At 56.2% G+C, this 15,255-nt stretch carries 12 protein-coding genes; 9 read left to right on the forward strand and 3 right to left on the reverse strand.

Annotated features, from left to right (window positions below; genetic code table 11):
• Window positions 1–201 precede the first annotated feature (201 nt).
• The 3 genes from MCM46_13375 to MCM46_13385 form a co-directional block, all read right to left on the reverse strand.
• Window positions 202–1,896, reverse strand: coding sequence for a hypothetical protein (locus MCM46_13375; protein MCG3112801.1), 1,695 nt, complete (start codon window positions 1,894–1,896; stop codon window positions 202–204).
• Window positions 1,886–3,076, reverse strand: a complete 1,191-nt coding sequence (locus MCM46_13380) for a sensor domain-containing diguanylate cyclase (protein ID MCG3112802.1) — start codon at window positions 3,074–3,076, stop codon at window positions 1,886–1,888. Before MCM46_13380 ends, MCM46_13375 begins: the two co-directional genes overlap by 11 nt.
• A 320-nt stretch (window positions 3,077–3,396) precedes the next feature.
• Window positions 3,397–3,744, reverse strand: coding sequence for a hypothetical protein (locus MCM46_13385; GenBank protein ID MCG3112803.1), 348 nt, complete (start codon window positions 3,742–3,744; stop codon window positions 3,397–3,399).
• A gap of 537 nt (window positions 3,745–4,281) precedes the next feature.
• On the opposite strand from MCM46_13385, the gene MCM46_13390 reads away from it, so the two are divergent.
• The 9 genes from MCM46_13390 to MCM46_13430 all read left to right on the forward strand — a co-directional run bounded on the left by MCM46_13390 (window position 4,282) and on the right by MCM46_13430 (window position 15,185).
• Window positions 4,282–5,931 carry an ATP-binding protein gene (locus MCM46_13390; protein ID MCG3112804.1) on the forward strand — a complete coding sequence of 550 codons (1,650 nt, stop codon included), beginning with the start codon at window positions 4,282–4,284 and terminating at the stop codon, window positions 5,929–5,931.
• 138 nt (window positions 5,932–6,069) lie between these two features.
• Window positions 6,070–7,458: a sigma-54 dependent transcriptional regulator gene (locus tag MCM46_13395; GenBank protein ID MCG3112805.1), complete on the forward strand. Its 1,389-nt coding sequence runs from the start codon at window positions 6,070–6,072 to the stop codon at window positions 7,456–7,458.
• A 252-nt stretch (window positions 7,459–7,710) separates the two neighbouring features.
• Window positions 7,711–8,328 (forward strand): polysaccharide biosynthesis/export family protein, encoded by a 618-nt coding sequence (locus MCM46_13400; GenBank protein MCG3112806.1) that lies wholly within the window; start codon window positions 7,711–7,713, stop codon window positions 8,326–8,328.
• A gap of 71 nt (window positions 8,329–8,399) precedes the next feature.
• Complete coding sequence (locus MCM46_13405; GenBank protein MCG3112807.1) at window positions 8,400–9,602, forward strand: hypothetical protein; 1,203 nt, start codon at window positions 8,400–8,402, stop codon at window positions 9,600–9,602.
• Between the two features lie 293 nt (window positions 9,603–9,895).
• Window positions 9,896–11,242: a sigma-54 dependent transcriptional regulator gene (locus MCM46_13410; protein ID MCG3112808.1), complete on the forward strand. Its 1,347-nt coding sequence runs from the start codon at window positions 9,896–9,898 to the stop codon at window positions 11,240–11,242.
• A gap of 31 nt (window positions 11,243–11,273) precedes the next feature.
• Window positions 11,274–11,870, forward strand: a complete 597-nt coding sequence (locus MCM46_13415) for a polysaccharide export protein (GenBank protein MCG3112809.1) — start codon at window positions 11,274–11,276, stop codon at window positions 11,868–11,870.
• Window positions 11,871–11,961: 91 nt separating this feature from the next.
• The gene (locus MCM46_13420; GenBank protein MCG3112810.1) at window positions 11,962–13,032 is read left to right on the forward strand and encodes a Wzz/FepE/Etk N-terminal domain-containing protein; all 1,071 of its coding nucleotides are present in this window, start codon (window positions 11,962–11,964) and stop codon (window positions 13,030–13,032) included.
• 10 nt (window positions 13,033–13,042) lie between these two features.
• Entirely contained in the window at window positions 13,043–13,804 is a 762-nt protein-coding gene (locus tag MCM46_13425; GenBank protein ID MCG3112811.1) for a CpsD/CapB family tyrosine-protein kinase, read from the forward strand.
• Window positions 13,797–15,185 (forward strand): TIGR03013 family PEP-CTERM/XrtA system glycosyltransferase, encoded by a 1,389-nt coding sequence (locus tag MCM46_13430; protein MCG3112812.1) that lies wholly within the window; start codon window positions 13,797–13,799, stop codon window positions 15,183–15,185. Before MCM46_13425 ends, MCM46_13430 begins: the two co-directional genes overlap by 8 nt.
• The last annotated feature ends 70 nt before the right edge of the window (window positions 15,186–15,255 follow it).

The following is a 15,255-nucleotide window of genomic DNA, read 5'->3' on the forward strand; positions in this document are numbered from 1 at the left end:
GGATTAGTGGGTATCTTAGCGTGGGGAGTGTCGGATGTTCAATAGATAAAAGGACCTACCATTGAGTCGGCCGGGATGGGTCTTTCGGACTATTCTGCTGTGCGTGTTCCAGAGACGACACCAATCACATAGATAATCGTCTAAGAATGAAAATAGTGATGCCGGACCTCAAGACGAAGTCCGGCATCACATGAGATGGGATTACCCGAGTTTTGCGACAATCAATTGCAACACTCCGGCTTCGTTCTCCTCTACCCAGGCGATATGGAGCGAGCCGTTTGCATAGAGGATCGGAGCGTGGGCGTTATTCACGAACAGCTCCTGGGGTAAGGTCAACGGAACCCATGTGTTCCCGTCGAGCCGCTTGATCCGAACGGCGAATTTATTTGTGACGAAATCCCGCTCCGACCAAGCCACATAAACCTTGTCGTTGTGAACGGCCAGAGAAGGAGTTTTGGCGAAGCGGCTGTTGACGTTTAAACTGCCGCAGTTCGGGTCGGCGCCGCAGGCTCCTGTATCCTTGTCCTGGATCCATTGGCTTCCATCCCAGTGTTTTACAAAGATATGCTCCCTTCCGCAGCCGGCGTCGGAGCACTCATGCCAGGCGACATAGGGGACATTCCCTGATACGTCGATACTCGGATAACGCGCCTCCATCGCCGGGTTGAGATTGAGTGGTCCGGAGCCGACTGCTTCCCAGGTCGATGACCCGTTGTTCCATCGTTTCACGAAGACATTCGGAGTACCGGGTGCAGCGGTCGTGTTCTCCTTCCAGGTGATGTACAACTGATCCCCTTTTTTAGAGAAGATCGGCGCTTCGGCCGAAAAGCCGGCGTTTTGGTTCAGCGGACCGATGTTCGATTGCCATCCACCATTCATCTGCCTGAAAAGGAGATGTTTTTGACCCGGCGGCGTGGGTGAGGAACGTTCGTAGGCCATCCCGAGGACATTCCCGAGGAGAGGATGCCGCGTCAGCGCCGGTCGGTCGTCACTTTCGGTGTCGGGAAAGCCGGTGTCGCTCCATCCCGCCTGATCGAATTTTCTTACGAAAAGGTTGCTCGGTGTTCCACGCTCTTTCCAGGCGGCATAAAGCGTCGCTCCGTCGTAAGCAAGCGTCGGATTGTGACCGTGACTGGAGGGGTTTTGGGTCAGATCGGAGCGTCCGCCCAATGCCTGATCGGTGAGAAGGTCCCAGTTGGCACCTTGGCGAATGTGAATTTTGGAAGGCGTGGCGTGATCACACGGGTGGTCATTTTCCCAGCCGTTTGCGCCGGGGAGGGCCGGAGTACATTCCTCCCAAATCACATAACGTTGCTCGCCGACGACCGCAAGCGCAGGATGGACGGCGTGAAGCGCTGGATCGATGTTCAGGCTGGACGAGGCGATGACCCCCCCCCCGCCGTTATTGCCCGGCGGTGGCAGGACCGCCACGACCAAAGGGGTTGCCTGTAGAGTCCCTTCCGTCGGATGCGCATCCTCATCCAGTTTTCCGGAAGCGTCTCTCGCGTGGCTGCCGAAATAATAGGTCGTCGTGCCGTCTTTCGTTAGATCGGTCAAAGTGAAGGCGCACTGTCCGCCGGTGCAAACGTCCGCTCCTGTGAAAACATAAGGGGTTTCTCCGGTTCGCTGAACCCCCTCCGGCGAGGTTGCGACATAGATGAGATAGCTCATCTCTGCTGCGGAAGACTGATCGTCCGTCGCTTCGGGTGCGGTTAAAACCACATTTCCGTTATTATCGGATGTGGCACCCTCCAAACCGGTAAACCGAGGCGCCGAAGCGTCCGGTTTGTTGCTATTGCCTCCCCCCCCACCACTTCCGCATCCGAATCCTGTCGCGATCATCGCGAACAAGAGGATGAAGTGCCAAAACCATTTTATGCTGGTTTTAGAAGACATTTTGTTCCTCCTTGAGTTGTTGATCGTATGGTTTGCCCTTGAGTTGCGAAAAGAGAACGACCTGGTCGCGCCCCGATTCTTTCGCGTGGTACAGGGCGAGATCGGCGCGATGAATCAGCTCCTCCTTTTCTTTCCCGTCGACGGGGAAGATCGAACAGCCGATACTCATGGTCATCCTGACGTCGCGTTTTTTCTCCTTTCCGACGAATGAATGGTTTTTAACCGAGCAACTGATATGTTTTGCGACGGCGAGGCCGCCGGCTTCATCGGTCTCCGGAAGCAAGACCGAAAACTCTTCCCCTCCGAATCGGGAAACCGTGTCGATTTGGCGGAGCCGGGCCTTCAGGATGACGGCGATCTCCCGGAGGGCCTGGTCTCCTTTCAGGTGCCTGTAACGGTCGTTATATTTCTTAAAGAAGTCGACATCCATCATCATCAGGACGAACGGCTTGCCGGTTCGATAAGAGCGTTGGATCTCCCGGTCGACCTGCTCGTCGAAATAGCGCCGATTGAAGAGGCCGGTCAATCCGTCGGTCATCGCCATCCGGCGGAGGAATTCGCGCTCCGTCTGGCTGTTATGAAAAAGGGTTTCCGACTGCATCGCCAGCATCCAGACCAGCAGCGCATCTTCTTCCGCGAATCGCCGCTGCCGGCATCCTCCCAATTGAAGAATGGCCATCAGCCGGTTGTTCACCAGGATGGGGATGGAGATGACGGAGTCGGTCTTGAGCAGCGAGAAATAGCGCTCCATCTCCTTGCCGGCGTTTTCCCGGATAAAAATCGGCTTGGAATATTGGAAGGTCCACCGTGCGATGAGATTCCCCTTCTCCAAGAGAGGGGGGAAGCTTTTCCCGAAGCCTCTCGAGACCCGCAATTGAAGCGCGTTTTTGTTGTCGTCCCAGAGATAGAAAAGTCCCCAATCGTATGGCGTAATCTCCGCGGCCAGATCCATCAGCGTGGTGAGGGAGATCTCCATGTCGGCATGATTGCCGGTGATCCGCGGCACGCGAAGAAGGATGTTCATCGCATGATAGTGCTGCTGCGCCATCCCTTTGGTGAATTCGGGAGGCTTCTTGACGAAATACGTATCCACCTTCGGGGGCGGTTTTCTCGACATTGTTTTCATGGAATCGGTTGTGAAGGGGTCTCCCGAATCCGGGAGGAGGGGCGGCCGGTTCACCCGGCGCCTCCCTTTTTCGCGACTTCAGCGGCGATGAGGAGGTACGTTCCAGCAAGGAGAAAGAAAAGCGTCTCCGAAAGGCCCCAGATCGGTCTATAAAATAAGACGATACCTACAGGGAGTACGATCATATATGGAACGGATAACTTCTTAAGCACGTTTTCCCCGGCTGACTGGGAAGGACGCTGAACGCCCTTCCAATGGACTTGAAATAATCGGGAGAGAGTGGATCGATCCATTCGGCGTCCCGTCCTCTCCTCGTTGGAGGCGGAGAGGAAAGAGAGGATCGCTCCTCTCTTTCCTCTTTGTACCAGAAAGGTCTAACCGCTCTTCGAGATTGAGGTTGCGACTTTTTCACCACCGCGTTCGACCATTGTGATATCCACTTTGTCACCCTTCTGGATTTGATCTAGTTGCGCCTTCTGGCTTGGATCAAGTTTTAAGGTTTCTTGACCCCCCTCTTGCTTTTTAATCTGGACGGTCCCCTGATCCTTGTTGATCTCGGTGACCTCGACCCCGGTCAGTTTTTGTCCCTGAGCCATGCCGCCGGCGCCTTGGTCACCCTGAGCCGCGCCCTGATCTTGCTCACCCGCAGCATAAATCGGCGTCAGTGAGCCTGCTCCGATGAGGGCAACGGCGAGGATTCCGATCATTAGTCGTTTTTTCATCCTAATCTCACCTCCCTTCGTTCTTTTAGATGTAGAGTTGGCCTTGCCTTTTTAGAAGCGAGACGCCCGCCTTTATTACAAGCGTCGCCGTGACTAGGAGCAAATTAAATGCCAGAGGGGGAAATAGGGGAGGACATTGCGGCAGGTCCTCGCTTTATCGTTCGATCAGGGAAGTCTTCCTAGGGAGAGCGAAAAAGCTTGCAGGTTTCATGCAAAAACTCTTTCAGGAAAAAACTTGATTCATAAATTTTTTTTAGAGTAGAATGAATTTAGATTTTTTTCGAGGGGAAGGGGGCTTGTCCCACGATATCAATGAACCGTTTCTTCTCTCCTCCACTGGAACCGGCAAGGACGACCCTCAAAGCAAGGAAATTCGACTTTACGTGCAGCCGACGCGGCCGGATCGGAACCTGCTCCGCGCTGTTTCTCTACGCATCGGCCCTTCTCAATCCCTTGATGGGATGAAATCCGGAGCCGTCCGGGCCGGCTCATGAAGTTCTTTCGAAAGAAATTCGAGGGATCCAAGGACAAAGACGTATGATTCAGACCCCCTCCGCAAAATTCAACGAGAAGATCCTCTTGGTGGACGACGAAGAGGCCCTTCTGGAAACCCTCCGGAGCATTTTGGAGCTGGAGGGGTACCGGGTGGTGACCGTCTCCAGCGGCGAAGAGGCCGTTCAGGCCATGGAGCGAACCTCTTTCGATCTCATTCTGACCGATCTGAAGATGAGGGGGATGAGCGGCCTGGATGTCTTGGCCCACGCCGAAAAACTCTGGCCGAGGCCGGTGACGGTGCTTCTGACCGGCTACGCATCGCTGGAGTCGGCGGTGGAGGCGTTGAACCGGGGCGCTTATGCTTATCTCGTCAAACCGTTCGGCATCGAGGGGCTGAAGGCGTCGATCCGCCAAGGGCTGGAGAAGCGACGGCTCTCCGAGGTTGAAGTTCTCTATCAGATTGCCCGAACCCTCATTTCGACCCTTCAGCTCGATTCCATTCTCAATGAAGTGCTTCGCGAGGCGTCGCACCTGACCGGCTTTTCAAGGAGTCTTTTTCTTCTCTATAAAGGAGGCGAGACGCATCGGGTGACCGGTGAAAAGGAGGCCGATCCGGAGTGGGCCGACGCCGTGACCGCCCTGTTGAACGAAGACAAGGAGATTTCGTCTCAACTGGAAAAAGGGGAAATCGTTCTCCTTCCGAACGCCGAGGCGGAAGAAACCCGGCCGCATCCGATCCTGAAGCGGTTGCGGATCAAAACGCTCTTGGCCGTTCCGGTGACCTATCAGAGACAGCTGGCCGGGGCGCTTTATCTCGACAGCCAAATCGCGACGCAGGCTTTCACCAAAAGAGATTTCCGGTTGGTCGTCGGCCTGGCCGATCTGGCGGCCCTGGCGATCCAGAACGCCAGCCTCTTCGAAGAATTGAAGTGGATGAATCGAAGCCTGCGCAAAACGAAGCTGGCCTTGGAAGAGGCGAACCGGGAGTTGAAGAGCCTCGACCAAATGAAGACGAATCTTCTCTCGAACGTCTCGCATGAGCTCAAGACGCCGATGGTGGCGGTGAAGGGATATACCAGCTTGGTACTTAAAGGGAAAGCCGGTCCGCTGGCCTCCCTTCAGAAAGAGTATCTGGAGATTGCCCTTCGGAATATTCACAAGCAGCTCGACCTCATCGACGATCTTCTCGATTTCTCGAAGTTGGAGACAAACGAGCAGACCCTCTTGCTCGAACGGATGAATTTGGTCGAAATTCTGGATGAAAGCCTGCAACTGATCCGGCCCAAGGCGGAAGAAAAAGAGATCCTCCTCGTGACCTCGATCGGGCCGGCCCCCTGCTGGGTTCGGTGCCACCGGAAAAAAATGGGTCAGGTGTTCGACAATCTTCTTTCGAATGCCGTCAAGTTTACCCCCAAAGGGGGGAAAATTACCGTTCGGTTCAAGGATCAGAAAAAAGGAAAAATTCTGATTTCGGTCTCCGACACCGGGATCGGAATTCCCACGGAAAAGCAAGGAAAGGTTTTTGATCGTTTCTATCAGGTGGAGTCGTCCGAATCGCGCCGTTATGGCGGCTTTGGGCTGGGGCTGGCGATCGCCCAGGACATTGTAAAAGGCCACGGAAGTAAAATTCGGGTGACGAGTCGATCGGGTCACGGAACGGAATTCAGTTTCTCTCTTCCCAAACAAGAGTGAGTTCTTGCGGGGACGATGCGCCGGGGGCGCTCCTCTCTGCTCCGATTGTGAATTCCCGTTGGGGGGTCGCCTCCTTGCAGCCTGCTGCGGGGGAGCCTCAAAGCAAGCGTGCAAGTGCGAAAGTGTGAAGGAGAAGCCATGAACACCGAAATAGGTCCTAAAGAGAAGCACGTTCTGGTGGTGGACGATGAGGAGTCGGTCCGGCGCTATCTCGCGACGCTCTTGACCTCGGAGGGATATGAGGTCTCTTGCGCGGAAGGAGGGGAGGAGGCGCTCGGCATGATCAAGCAGCAGCTCTCCCCCTCCGCGGTCATCCTCGATGTGATGATGCCCCAGGTCGACGGGCTGGAAACCCTCCGCAGAATCCGCGAGATGGACGAAGCCTTGCCGGTTATCATGCTCTCGGCGGTCGGGCAGACCGCCACGATCGTCAAGGCGATGAAGATGGGGGCTTCCGATTATCTGACCAAGCCGTTCGAGGATGACGAGCTCGGGATTACCCTCGAAAAAGTGTTTGATAAGATGACGCTGGTCCGAGAGGTGGAAGATCTGCGGGATCAGCTCAACAAAACGAGCGATTTTATCAGTATCAACGATGAGATGATTCGGATTAAAGAGATGATCCGCAAGATCGCCGGAACCGATGCCACGGTTCTCGTCCTCGGCGAGAGCGGCGTCGGAAAGGAGCTGATCGCCCGCGCCATCCACGATCAATCGCTGCGGCGCGACAAAATCATGGTCCGGGTGAACTGCGCCGCCCTGCCGTCGGAGCTGCTCGAGAGCGAGCTGTTCGGATTCGAGCGGGGGGCCTTCACCGGCGCCATGCGGGGGAAAATGGGAAAATTCGAGCTGGCCAACGGCGGAACGATCTTTCTCGACGAAATCGCGGAGATGAGCCCGGGGCTGCAGGCGAAGCTGCTCCATGTTCTCCAAGACGGAGAGTTCTCGAAGCTCGGAGGAAAAAAAGATTTAAAGGTCGACGTTCGGATCGTCGCCGCGACCAACCAGAATCTGGAGCGGGCGATCAAAGAAGGGCGATTCCGGGAAGATCTCTACTACCGGCTCAACGTGGTCAAGATCCTCGTGCCGCCGCTCAGAGAGCGAAAGGAGGATATTCCGATCCTCTGCCAGCACTTCTTCAAGAAATTTCGTGCGCAGTACGACAGCGATATGGAAAAGGTTCCGGAGACGATTCTCGGGGCCTTCATGAGCTATTCCTGGCCCGGAAATATCCGGGAGTTGGAAAACATGATGCGCCGGCTGGTGGTCTTGAGAGATGAAAAATATGTTCTCAAAGAGATGGTCCTTCCGGCGGAGGCCCGGCCCGAGCCGGAAAAAGCGGCTCCTTCCCTCGAACCGCTCTCTTTGAAAGAGATCAGCAAGCGAAAAACGGTCGAGGTCGAGCGAGACGCCATCTTCAAGGCATTGGTCGAAAATAACTGGAATAAGAAGCGGGCGGCGGAGACGCTGAACATCAGCTATCGCGCCCTGCAGTATAAAATTAAGGAGTACGGCATCGATCGATAAGCCAATGATGAATCGGTCGCCGATCGCGGTAGAGACGTCGGGCCGGGACGTCTCTACACATTTTTAACAAACCCGTTTAAAAGTCAGTATTAAATTGTTGCATCTTTTTGCACCTCTTTCCGAATCTTCTGCATCATTTGGATCGATTGATTCATCCTCCCTTGTTTCTACAATCCTGAATGCCGCTTTGTTGAGGCACAGCTTTTGCTCTTTTCCTCCCCTATACAAATAGGCGCTTGCAGAGGGGGATTTATGTTCGGGCGAAGGTTGATCAACGGATCGTGGGTTCTTTTTCTTATTGGAGTGCTCTTTATCACGGCTCAGAGCGCTTTCGCGCAGTCCGCAGGCGAGCGCGGAGGGGACATGGGGGCCAAAGCGGACTCGAAGCGGTCGGATGAATATGTGCTCGGACCCGGCGATGTGATTCAGATCGTCGTTTGGAGAAATGAGCACCTCTCAAAGACACTTCCGGTCCGTCCGGACGGGAAAATTTCTTTGCCGCTGGTCGATGATCTTCAGGCGTCGGGGGTCACCCCGTCGCAATTAAAAGAGATGATCGCCAAAGGGTTGAAGCAATTCATCGATAACCCGATCGTCACGGTCATCGTCTCGGAGGTGAACAACTACAAGGTCTCCGTGCTCGGCGAAGTGAAGAAGCCGGGGGTCTATCTCCTCAAGGGGAGAACCACCCTCCTGGAGGCGATCTCCATGGCGGAGGGATTCACCGAATTTGCCACGACCAACAATATCCTCCTCATGAAACGGCGAACCGGCCAGCGATATCGTTTCGACTACCGTGCCTTCGTCAACGGCGAAAACCTCGACCAAAACGTCTATCTCGATCCAGGCGATACCATCATCGTGAGATGAGGAGCGCAAACGCGTCTGGAAATGAGCCTCTCTTCGCTCCGGCGAGAGGGGTATGGAGGCATTGTGGGCGATTGATTTTTTCTCGCGCCGCGGTTGTTCTCTTTTTCCAACTTTTTTTTCTGCCGCTCTTTCTTTTGCAGGCCGATCCGGTCGCCGCCCAGCTCTCGTTGGAGAGTGATCCGATCCCCCCTTCGGATCCCGAGCCGCCGCGGCTTCGGTGGACCCCCTCGCTCGAACTCACCTACGAATACGACGACAATATCCTCCTCCGGGCTGTGAACCGGATCTCCGATCATATCACGCGGGTGCGGCCGGGGTTCAATCTACTGGTGGAGCAGGAGCGGGTGCAATGGGTGACCGATCTGAAAGTGGAGTTCGCTTTCTACCGCGACCATCCCGATTTGTCGACCTTCGATCGCGCCCAGAATATCGACACCCACTTGACCCTTCGGCCCTCGGGCGTCTGGACCTTTGAATTCCGCGACGCCTTCACTCACTCGAACGATCCGACCGAGCAGCTCGATCTTCTCTTCCGAAGGAGCGAGTATTATTCGAACGTCCTCTCGCTGAAAGTGGGGTATCGCGTGTCGCCCCGGTTGACGATGGAGGGAGAGGCGATCAACCGGATCACCCAGTTTAAAGACCCCACCCTGATCGATGTCACCGAGGATGAGCTTCGCGGCGGCCTGGTCTATCGTCTCACGCCGGTGGTCACCCTCTTCCCGGAATATCGTTACAGAAATTTCTACTTCGAGAACCGGGGGCATACCGAGGCGCACACAGTGAGCCTCCGGGAGGAATATCGGTTCACCGAAACGTTGACCGGGCGGGCCATGGCCGGCGGGGTGGTGATTATCGACCGGGGGGAAGCGCAGAGCGAGCTGCTCCTCGGCTTGGGGGCCGAGCAGCGATACAGCCCGACGGTGGTTTTCCGCGCCGATTATCTTCGCGACGTCTCCGTCGTCGGCGGCCTCTCCGGGACCTTCATCTCTGATACGGTTTCAGGCTCGGCCACTTACCATGTGACGCAGTGGTTCGACTCGATCTTCGCGGTGACCTGGACCTTCCAGCAACCGATCCTCTCAACGCGATCCGACATCGACACCCTCTGGCTGCGGATCGAAGAGCAGGTTGAAATCACCTCCTGGCTCAAGGGGGTGGCAAGTTACTCCCATCGCCGTCAGAACTTCCACGAAGAGGGGGTCCGCGATATCTATGACAACCGCTTCTTCATCGGCCTGACCGCGTATACCACCTATCCGCCCGCGCCATAAAATCCGGAATACGAAATAGAGAAATCGGAATTCAGATAGAAAAGGATTTTTCTTTTCCTGATGGTTCCTGATCTCTGACCTTCTATTCCGTTTCTTGTCTTCTTTCGCAACTCTTTGCAGAAGATGTGCAAGAAATGAAACAACGGTGGATCGATCGGTTTGCAAAGATTCGTCGGATGGGTTTCACGCGGTCCGCTGCCATGCCGCATGCGGCATGGCTTTTGCTCCTCATGTAGGAAAATTTAAGGATCGTTCCATTCTCATCGTTTGATCGAATCGAGGCGACCGTGAACGTGAAGAAGAAAGTGCTCATCCTGGGAGGGCCGTGGGAAAAACAGGCTCAACTTAAGTTGATGTTGGTTCGCCTCAAGTATGCGGTTCTGGAATCGGGCCGGGCGATCCATTCCGAAGCGCCCGATCTCGTTCTGCTCGATATGCGCGGAGAAGAGCCCCCTGTTTGGGAGCGGCTCCACTCCTTGAAACAGGAGCAGGGAGAAACCCCGGTCATCGTGGTCGGAGAGAAAAAGATCGACTACATTGTGACCGCGATGAAAATGGGAGCGTCGAACTACATGTCCGAGCCGTTCGACGCGCAGGATCTGAAGAGCGTGTTGATGAACATCATCGATGAGCATCATCTCGTCTCCGAGATCGCCACCTTGAACGAGATTGCGAAAGAGCAGCCCTCGTGGCTCCTCTCCTCCAGCAGTCCGGCGATGAATGAGGTCAAGAAGATCGTCGAGCAGGTCGCCGGAACCGATGTGACCGTTCTGATCCGGGGGGAGTCCGGCACCGGCAAGGGGGTGGTGGCGCGCGCGATTTACCTCCATTCCAGACGGCGCGAGATGCCCTTCGTCAAAATCAACTGCGCGGCCCTTCCGAAGGAACTGCTCGAGAGCGAGCTCTTCGGATATGAAAAGGGGGCTTTTACCGGCGCCTATCAACGGAAGGCCGGCAAATTCGGTCTGGCGCACGAGGGGACCATCTTCCTCGATGAAATCAGCGAAATGCACTCCTCTCTCCAAGCCAAGCTCCTCCACGTCCTGGAGACCGGCGAGTTCTCCCGTCTCGGGGGGGAGGAGAACGAGAAGGTCAATGTCCGGATTATCGCCGCCACGAGCAGCCATCTCGAATCGGCCGTCCGGTCGGGACTCTTTCGCGATGACCTCTTCTATCGGCTCAACGTCGTCGCCATCCGAATTCCGCCGCTGCGGGAGCGGAAGGAGGAGATCCCGTTGTTGGCGGAGTATTTTCTCCGTCAGTATCACCACGAGTACAACAAAACCTATCGGCCGCTCACGCCGGAGATTTTGGCGGCCTTTATCCACTACGACTGGCCCGGAAATGTGCGGGAGCTTGAAAACTTCATCAAACGGGTGGTGATCTTGGGTGAGGAGCACTGCAATCTTCCGCTGCTCTTGTCGAAAGGGACCCTCTCGAACGGACAGACCGATCCGTCCGGCTTTTCCCTCAAGCAGGTCAGCCGCGACGTGGCCAAGAAGTTGGAGAGCGAGGTCATCCGGAAGGTGTTGAACCAGACCCGCTGGAATCGGCGAAAGGCCGCCGAAATTTTGAAGATCAGCTATCGATCCTTGCTCTATAAAATCAAAGAGGGAGGTCTCGAGACCTCTTCTTCTTAATCTTTTTTCATCCAACCGGGGGACTCCTCGAATGCGCGCGGGTATGTTGATCGCGGCTTTATTGCTCTCTTCTTTGGTCTTCACCGCGTGTGTCGATCAGATGACCGAAGTGCCGAATTTCAGACGGGTTCCGACCTCTGAAGAGCGCTCCTATGTGATCGGGCCGGACGATCTGCTTCAAATCGTCGTCTGGAAAAACGAGTCGCTTTCCCGGGAACTCCGTGTCCGGCCGGACGGGAAGATCACCCTTCCCCTGATCAACGATATCCAGGCGAGCGGGAAAACGCCGTCGGATCTCCGCGCTATCATCTCGACACGGCTGGAAAAGTTTGTCGAAGTGGCGGGGGTGACGGTGATTGTGAAGGAGATCAACAGCTCGAAGGTCTCCGTCCTGGGGCAGGTGAGGAAACCGGGGATTTATCCGCTCCGCAGCGATCTGACGGTACTCGACGCCATCGCGATGGCGGAGGGGTTTAATGAATTTGCGGCGCCGGACCGGATGGTGATTATTCGAAAAAACGGAAAGGAAACTCATTGGATCAAGGTCAACTACGACGAAATCCTCCAGGGGAGGATCTCGGAGGATCGGCTCTTTCTCGCTTCCGGGGACACGTTGGTGGTGCCGTAAAGAAAATTAGGAATGAGGAATGAAAGGCAGGACCGGTAGAAAGCCATTCAAATTCATCTCACAGTGCTCCGCACTTGTATAAGGGACAACAATGCGTGAACAGGGCTCCTTTTCAATCGGCTATCTTCTTGAATCGTTTCATCGGAGGAAACACTGGATCTGGCTGACGGCGCTGATCATCTCGGTCGCCTCGGTGGTGATCGCGCTTCGGATGCCGAAGATCTATCAGGCCACCTCGATGGTCCTTGTCCAGCCGCATCGCTTCCCCGAGCAGGTGGCGCGGACCTACGATCTGCACCGAATGGAAAATCGTCTGAAGGCGCTCAGCGAGGTGATCTACAGCCGCACTTTCTTGCAACCGATCATCGACGCCGAGTCGCTTTACGCCGATCAGGTGGATCGGCGGACCTCGGATGAAATCATCGAGCAGATGCGGAAAGACATCCGGATCGACATCCGGGCGAACGACGTCTTCAGCATCTCCTATGAAGGCGCCGAGCCGGAAAAGGTGATGAACGCGACCAATCGGCTTGCGAAACAATTCATCTCCCTGTTGCAGCAGCAGGTCACCGTCGCCCCGGTCAACCCCCAAGTCGAATTCCTGGAGACCCGGCTGAAGGATCTCTACACCGAGCGGGCCGATCTTCAAGCGACCTATACGAAAGAGCATCCGGAATTGATTGCTCTGATAAAGAAAATCGCCGAGGTGGAAGCGGTGTTGAGAGCGGAGAAGCGGGCCGCCGCGGAAGCGGCGACGACGGAGACACGCGCTCCGGTCGAACCTGAATTGCAGAATGCGGAGGCCCGGATCATCGACGAGGCGACCCTGCCGATGAAGCCGTTCAAGCCGAATCGGACCCTCTTCGCCCTGATCGGGTCGTTGATCGGCCTCGGCGCCGGCGTCGGCCTGGCGGTGCTGGCGGAGATCTCGGACCGGACGTTCCGGTACGCGGGCGATCTTCAGAGTTATGTCGGCCTCCCGGTCCTGGTCTGCATTCCGCAGGTGGAGACCGCCGGGGACTTGAGAAGGGTCCGGATCCGGCGGCGTCTCATCTGGGGGGTCAGCCTGATCCTAATCTGTCTGACGTTGTTCTATTTTTACCAAAACCCGGTGAGCCTCGGCCGTTTGGATGCGGCGACGATCGGTTTTCAAGAGAGGTGAGGAGAGCGAGATGCGCGGAAAATCTTTTGGAAGTGCCCGTTTTGACGAACACCTGGTGGTGTTGACCGATCCAAAATCGATTGCGTCGGAGCAGTACCGCGTTCTCCGGTCCCGAATGGAGCATCTGTGTCAAGAGAAAGGGGCTCGAACCTTCATTGTCACCAGCCCGGTGGTCGGGGAAGGAAAATCGATGACCACCGCCAATCTCGCTCTCAGCCTCTCCCAATCGAGAGACCGGCGGGTGGCGCTGGTTGATTGCGATCTGCGCCGTCCCTCGCTTCATCGTTTGTTCGGGATGCGGATGCGGGAGGGGTTCATCGACGTTCTGGAGGAACGGACCCCGCTGGAGACGGCACTCGTTCCGATCGAGCATCCTCTCCTTCCCCCCGGCGCGCTCTCGTTTCTTCCAGCGGGGAAAGCGAATGCCGCCTCGTCGGAATGGCTCGGCTCTTCCAAGACAGACAAGCTGATCACCCTCCTCTCGGAGCGGTTTGATCTGGTCCTCTTCGACACCCCGCCGATTCTCCCCCTCGCCGATGCGGCGGTGTTGGGGGGGAAGGTCGACGGCGCGCTTCTGGTCCTCCGCGCCGGGAGGACGTCGACGGAAACACTCTCTCTGGCGATGCAGAGCGTCGATCTGCAGAATTGGGTCGGCGTGATCCTTAACGGGGTCGATTTCGAGCGCTCTTCGCAATACGGGGGGATCTACGCCACCTACCAAAAGACCTACTCGGCCCACGCGATTGAAGGAAGAGGGGAAATCGATGATTAAGTTCTGCAACAGATCGCTCCCCACCCGAAGCGTCTTCTTCTGCTTGGCGGAAGATCTCCTGATCTGGTTTGCCGTTGTCGTCAGTGTTCTGATTTTTCCCCTTCCGGGAGAGCCGCTTCAAATGGGAGGGCGGCTGATCCTGATCCAAGGACTGATCCTGGCCGCCATCTTCCATCTCACCCTGTACTACAGCGACCTGTACGATTTTTCCCTTTTCCCTCCCGACCGGGTCCATCTGATCCGGCTGGTCCGGGCCGGGGGAATCGGTCTGATCGTCTTCGGAGGAATGGTCTCTCTTTTCCCGGCCTGGTTTCCTCCCGGAAAGAGCTTTCGCCTCTCCGTCATTCTGAGCCTCTTTCTGATCTTCGGCTGGCGGACTTTTTACAGCCGCATTCTGGAGAAAATGGAAGACCGGATTTTGATTCTCGGAACGCAGGATGTGGCCCGTCTTGTGGCGCAGGAGGTCTTGAAGCGGAAGGGGCTCGGGATGAAGGTGGTCGGATTTCTGGATGAAGACGGAAGCCGTCTCGGACAGAGTCTCATCAATCCGAAAATCATCGGAACCTATGAGCAGCTCCAGGCGGTCCTCGCAAAGGAGCGGGTCGACAAGGTCGTGATCGCCGCGCTCGAGCGGCGGGGCCGGCTGCCGATTCGAGAGATCCTGGGGGCCCGCGCGCAGGGGGTTGAATTCATCGAGGGGACCCGTTTCTATGAGCAGATCAGCGGCAAGGTTTTTCTGGAAGACGCCAAGCCGAGCGGGTTCATTTACGCGGAAGGGTTTAACAAGTCGGGTATCACCCGTTGGACCAAACGGCTGACCGGTATTCTCGCCTCCTCGGCGATCCTGATCCTCACCTTTCCGCTGATGATGTTATTGGCGATTCTCGTCAAGCTCGATTCACCCGGGCCGATCTTCTTTCGGCAGGAGCGGGTGGGGGAGGAGGGAAAGCCGTTTATGCTGATCAAGTTTCGCTCCATGCGGGAGGACGCCGAGGCGGTGAGCGGGCCGGTCTGGGCGGTGGAGGACGATCCCCGCGTGACCCGCATCGGGCGGATTATGCGAAAGCTTCGGCTTGACGAGCTCCCGCAAATCTTCAATGTCTTGAAAGGGGAGATGAGCTTCGTCGGCCCGCGGCCGGAGCGGCCCTTTTTCGTCGCGCAGCTCTCGGAGCAAATCCCCTTTTACGCGCTCCGCTTCGCCGTAAAGCCGGGGGTGACCGGGTGGGCCCAGATCCGCTATCCCTACGGCGCCTCGGTCGAGGATGCGCGGGAAAAACTAAGGTATGACCTTTATTACATCAAGAACATGGCGCTTCTCTTTGACCTCTCCATCATTTTTCAGACGGTGAAGATCGTTCTGTTTGGAAGGGGGGGACGCTAAAGGACAATGAGGAATCTGGAAATGAGGAATGAGGAACCGAAACCAAGAATGGTAAGCAGGTTGTTTGGGG

It is taken from the genome of Candidatus Manganitrophus morganii (genome assembly GCA_021651055.1).
GTDB classification, from domain to species: Bacteria; Nitrospirota; Nitrospiria; order SBBL01; family Manganitrophaceae; genus Manganitrophus; species Manganitrophus morganii.

What these genes read in the sequence shown, in the direction of transcription:
- MCM46_13375 (MCG3112801.1), bottom strand. Translation starts at nt 1,896, where the DNA reads ATGTCTTCTAAAACCAGCATAAAATGGTTTTGGCACTTCATCCTCTTG.
- MCM46_13385 (MCG3112803.1), bottom strand. Translation starts at nt 3,744, where the DNA reads ATGAAAAAACGACTAATGATCGGAATCCTCGCCGTTGCCCTCATCGGA.
- MCM46_13390 (MCG3112804.1), top strand. Translation starts at nt 4,282, where the DNA reads ATGATTCAGACCCCCTCCGCAAAATTCAACGAGAAGATCCTCTTGGTG.
- MCM46_13395 (MCG3112805.1), top strand. Translation starts at nt 6,070, where the DNA reads ATGAACACCGAAATAGGTCCTAAAGAGAAGCACGTTCTGGTGGTGGAC.
- MCM46_13400 (MCG3112806.1), top strand. Translation starts at nt 7,711, where the DNA reads ATGTTCGGGCGAAGGTTGATCAACGGATCGTGGGTTCTTTTTCTTATT.
- MCM46_13415 (MCG3112809.1), top strand. Translation starts at nt 11,274, where the DNA reads ATGCGCGCGGGTATGTTGATCGCGGCTTTATTGCTCTCTTCTTTGGTC.
- MCM46_13420 (MCG3112810.1), top strand. Translation starts at nt 11,962, where the DNA reads ATGCGTGAACAGGGCTCCTTTTCAATCGGCTATCTTCTTGAATCGTTT.
- MCM46_13425 (MCG3112811.1), top strand. Translation starts at nt 13,043, where the DNA reads ATGCGCGGAAAATCTTTTGGAAGTGCCCGTTTTGACGAACACCTGGTG.
- MCM46_13430 (MCG3112812.1), top strand. Translation starts at nt 13,797, where the DNA reads ATGATTAAGTTCTGCAACAGATCGCTCCCCACCCGAAGCGTCTTCTTC.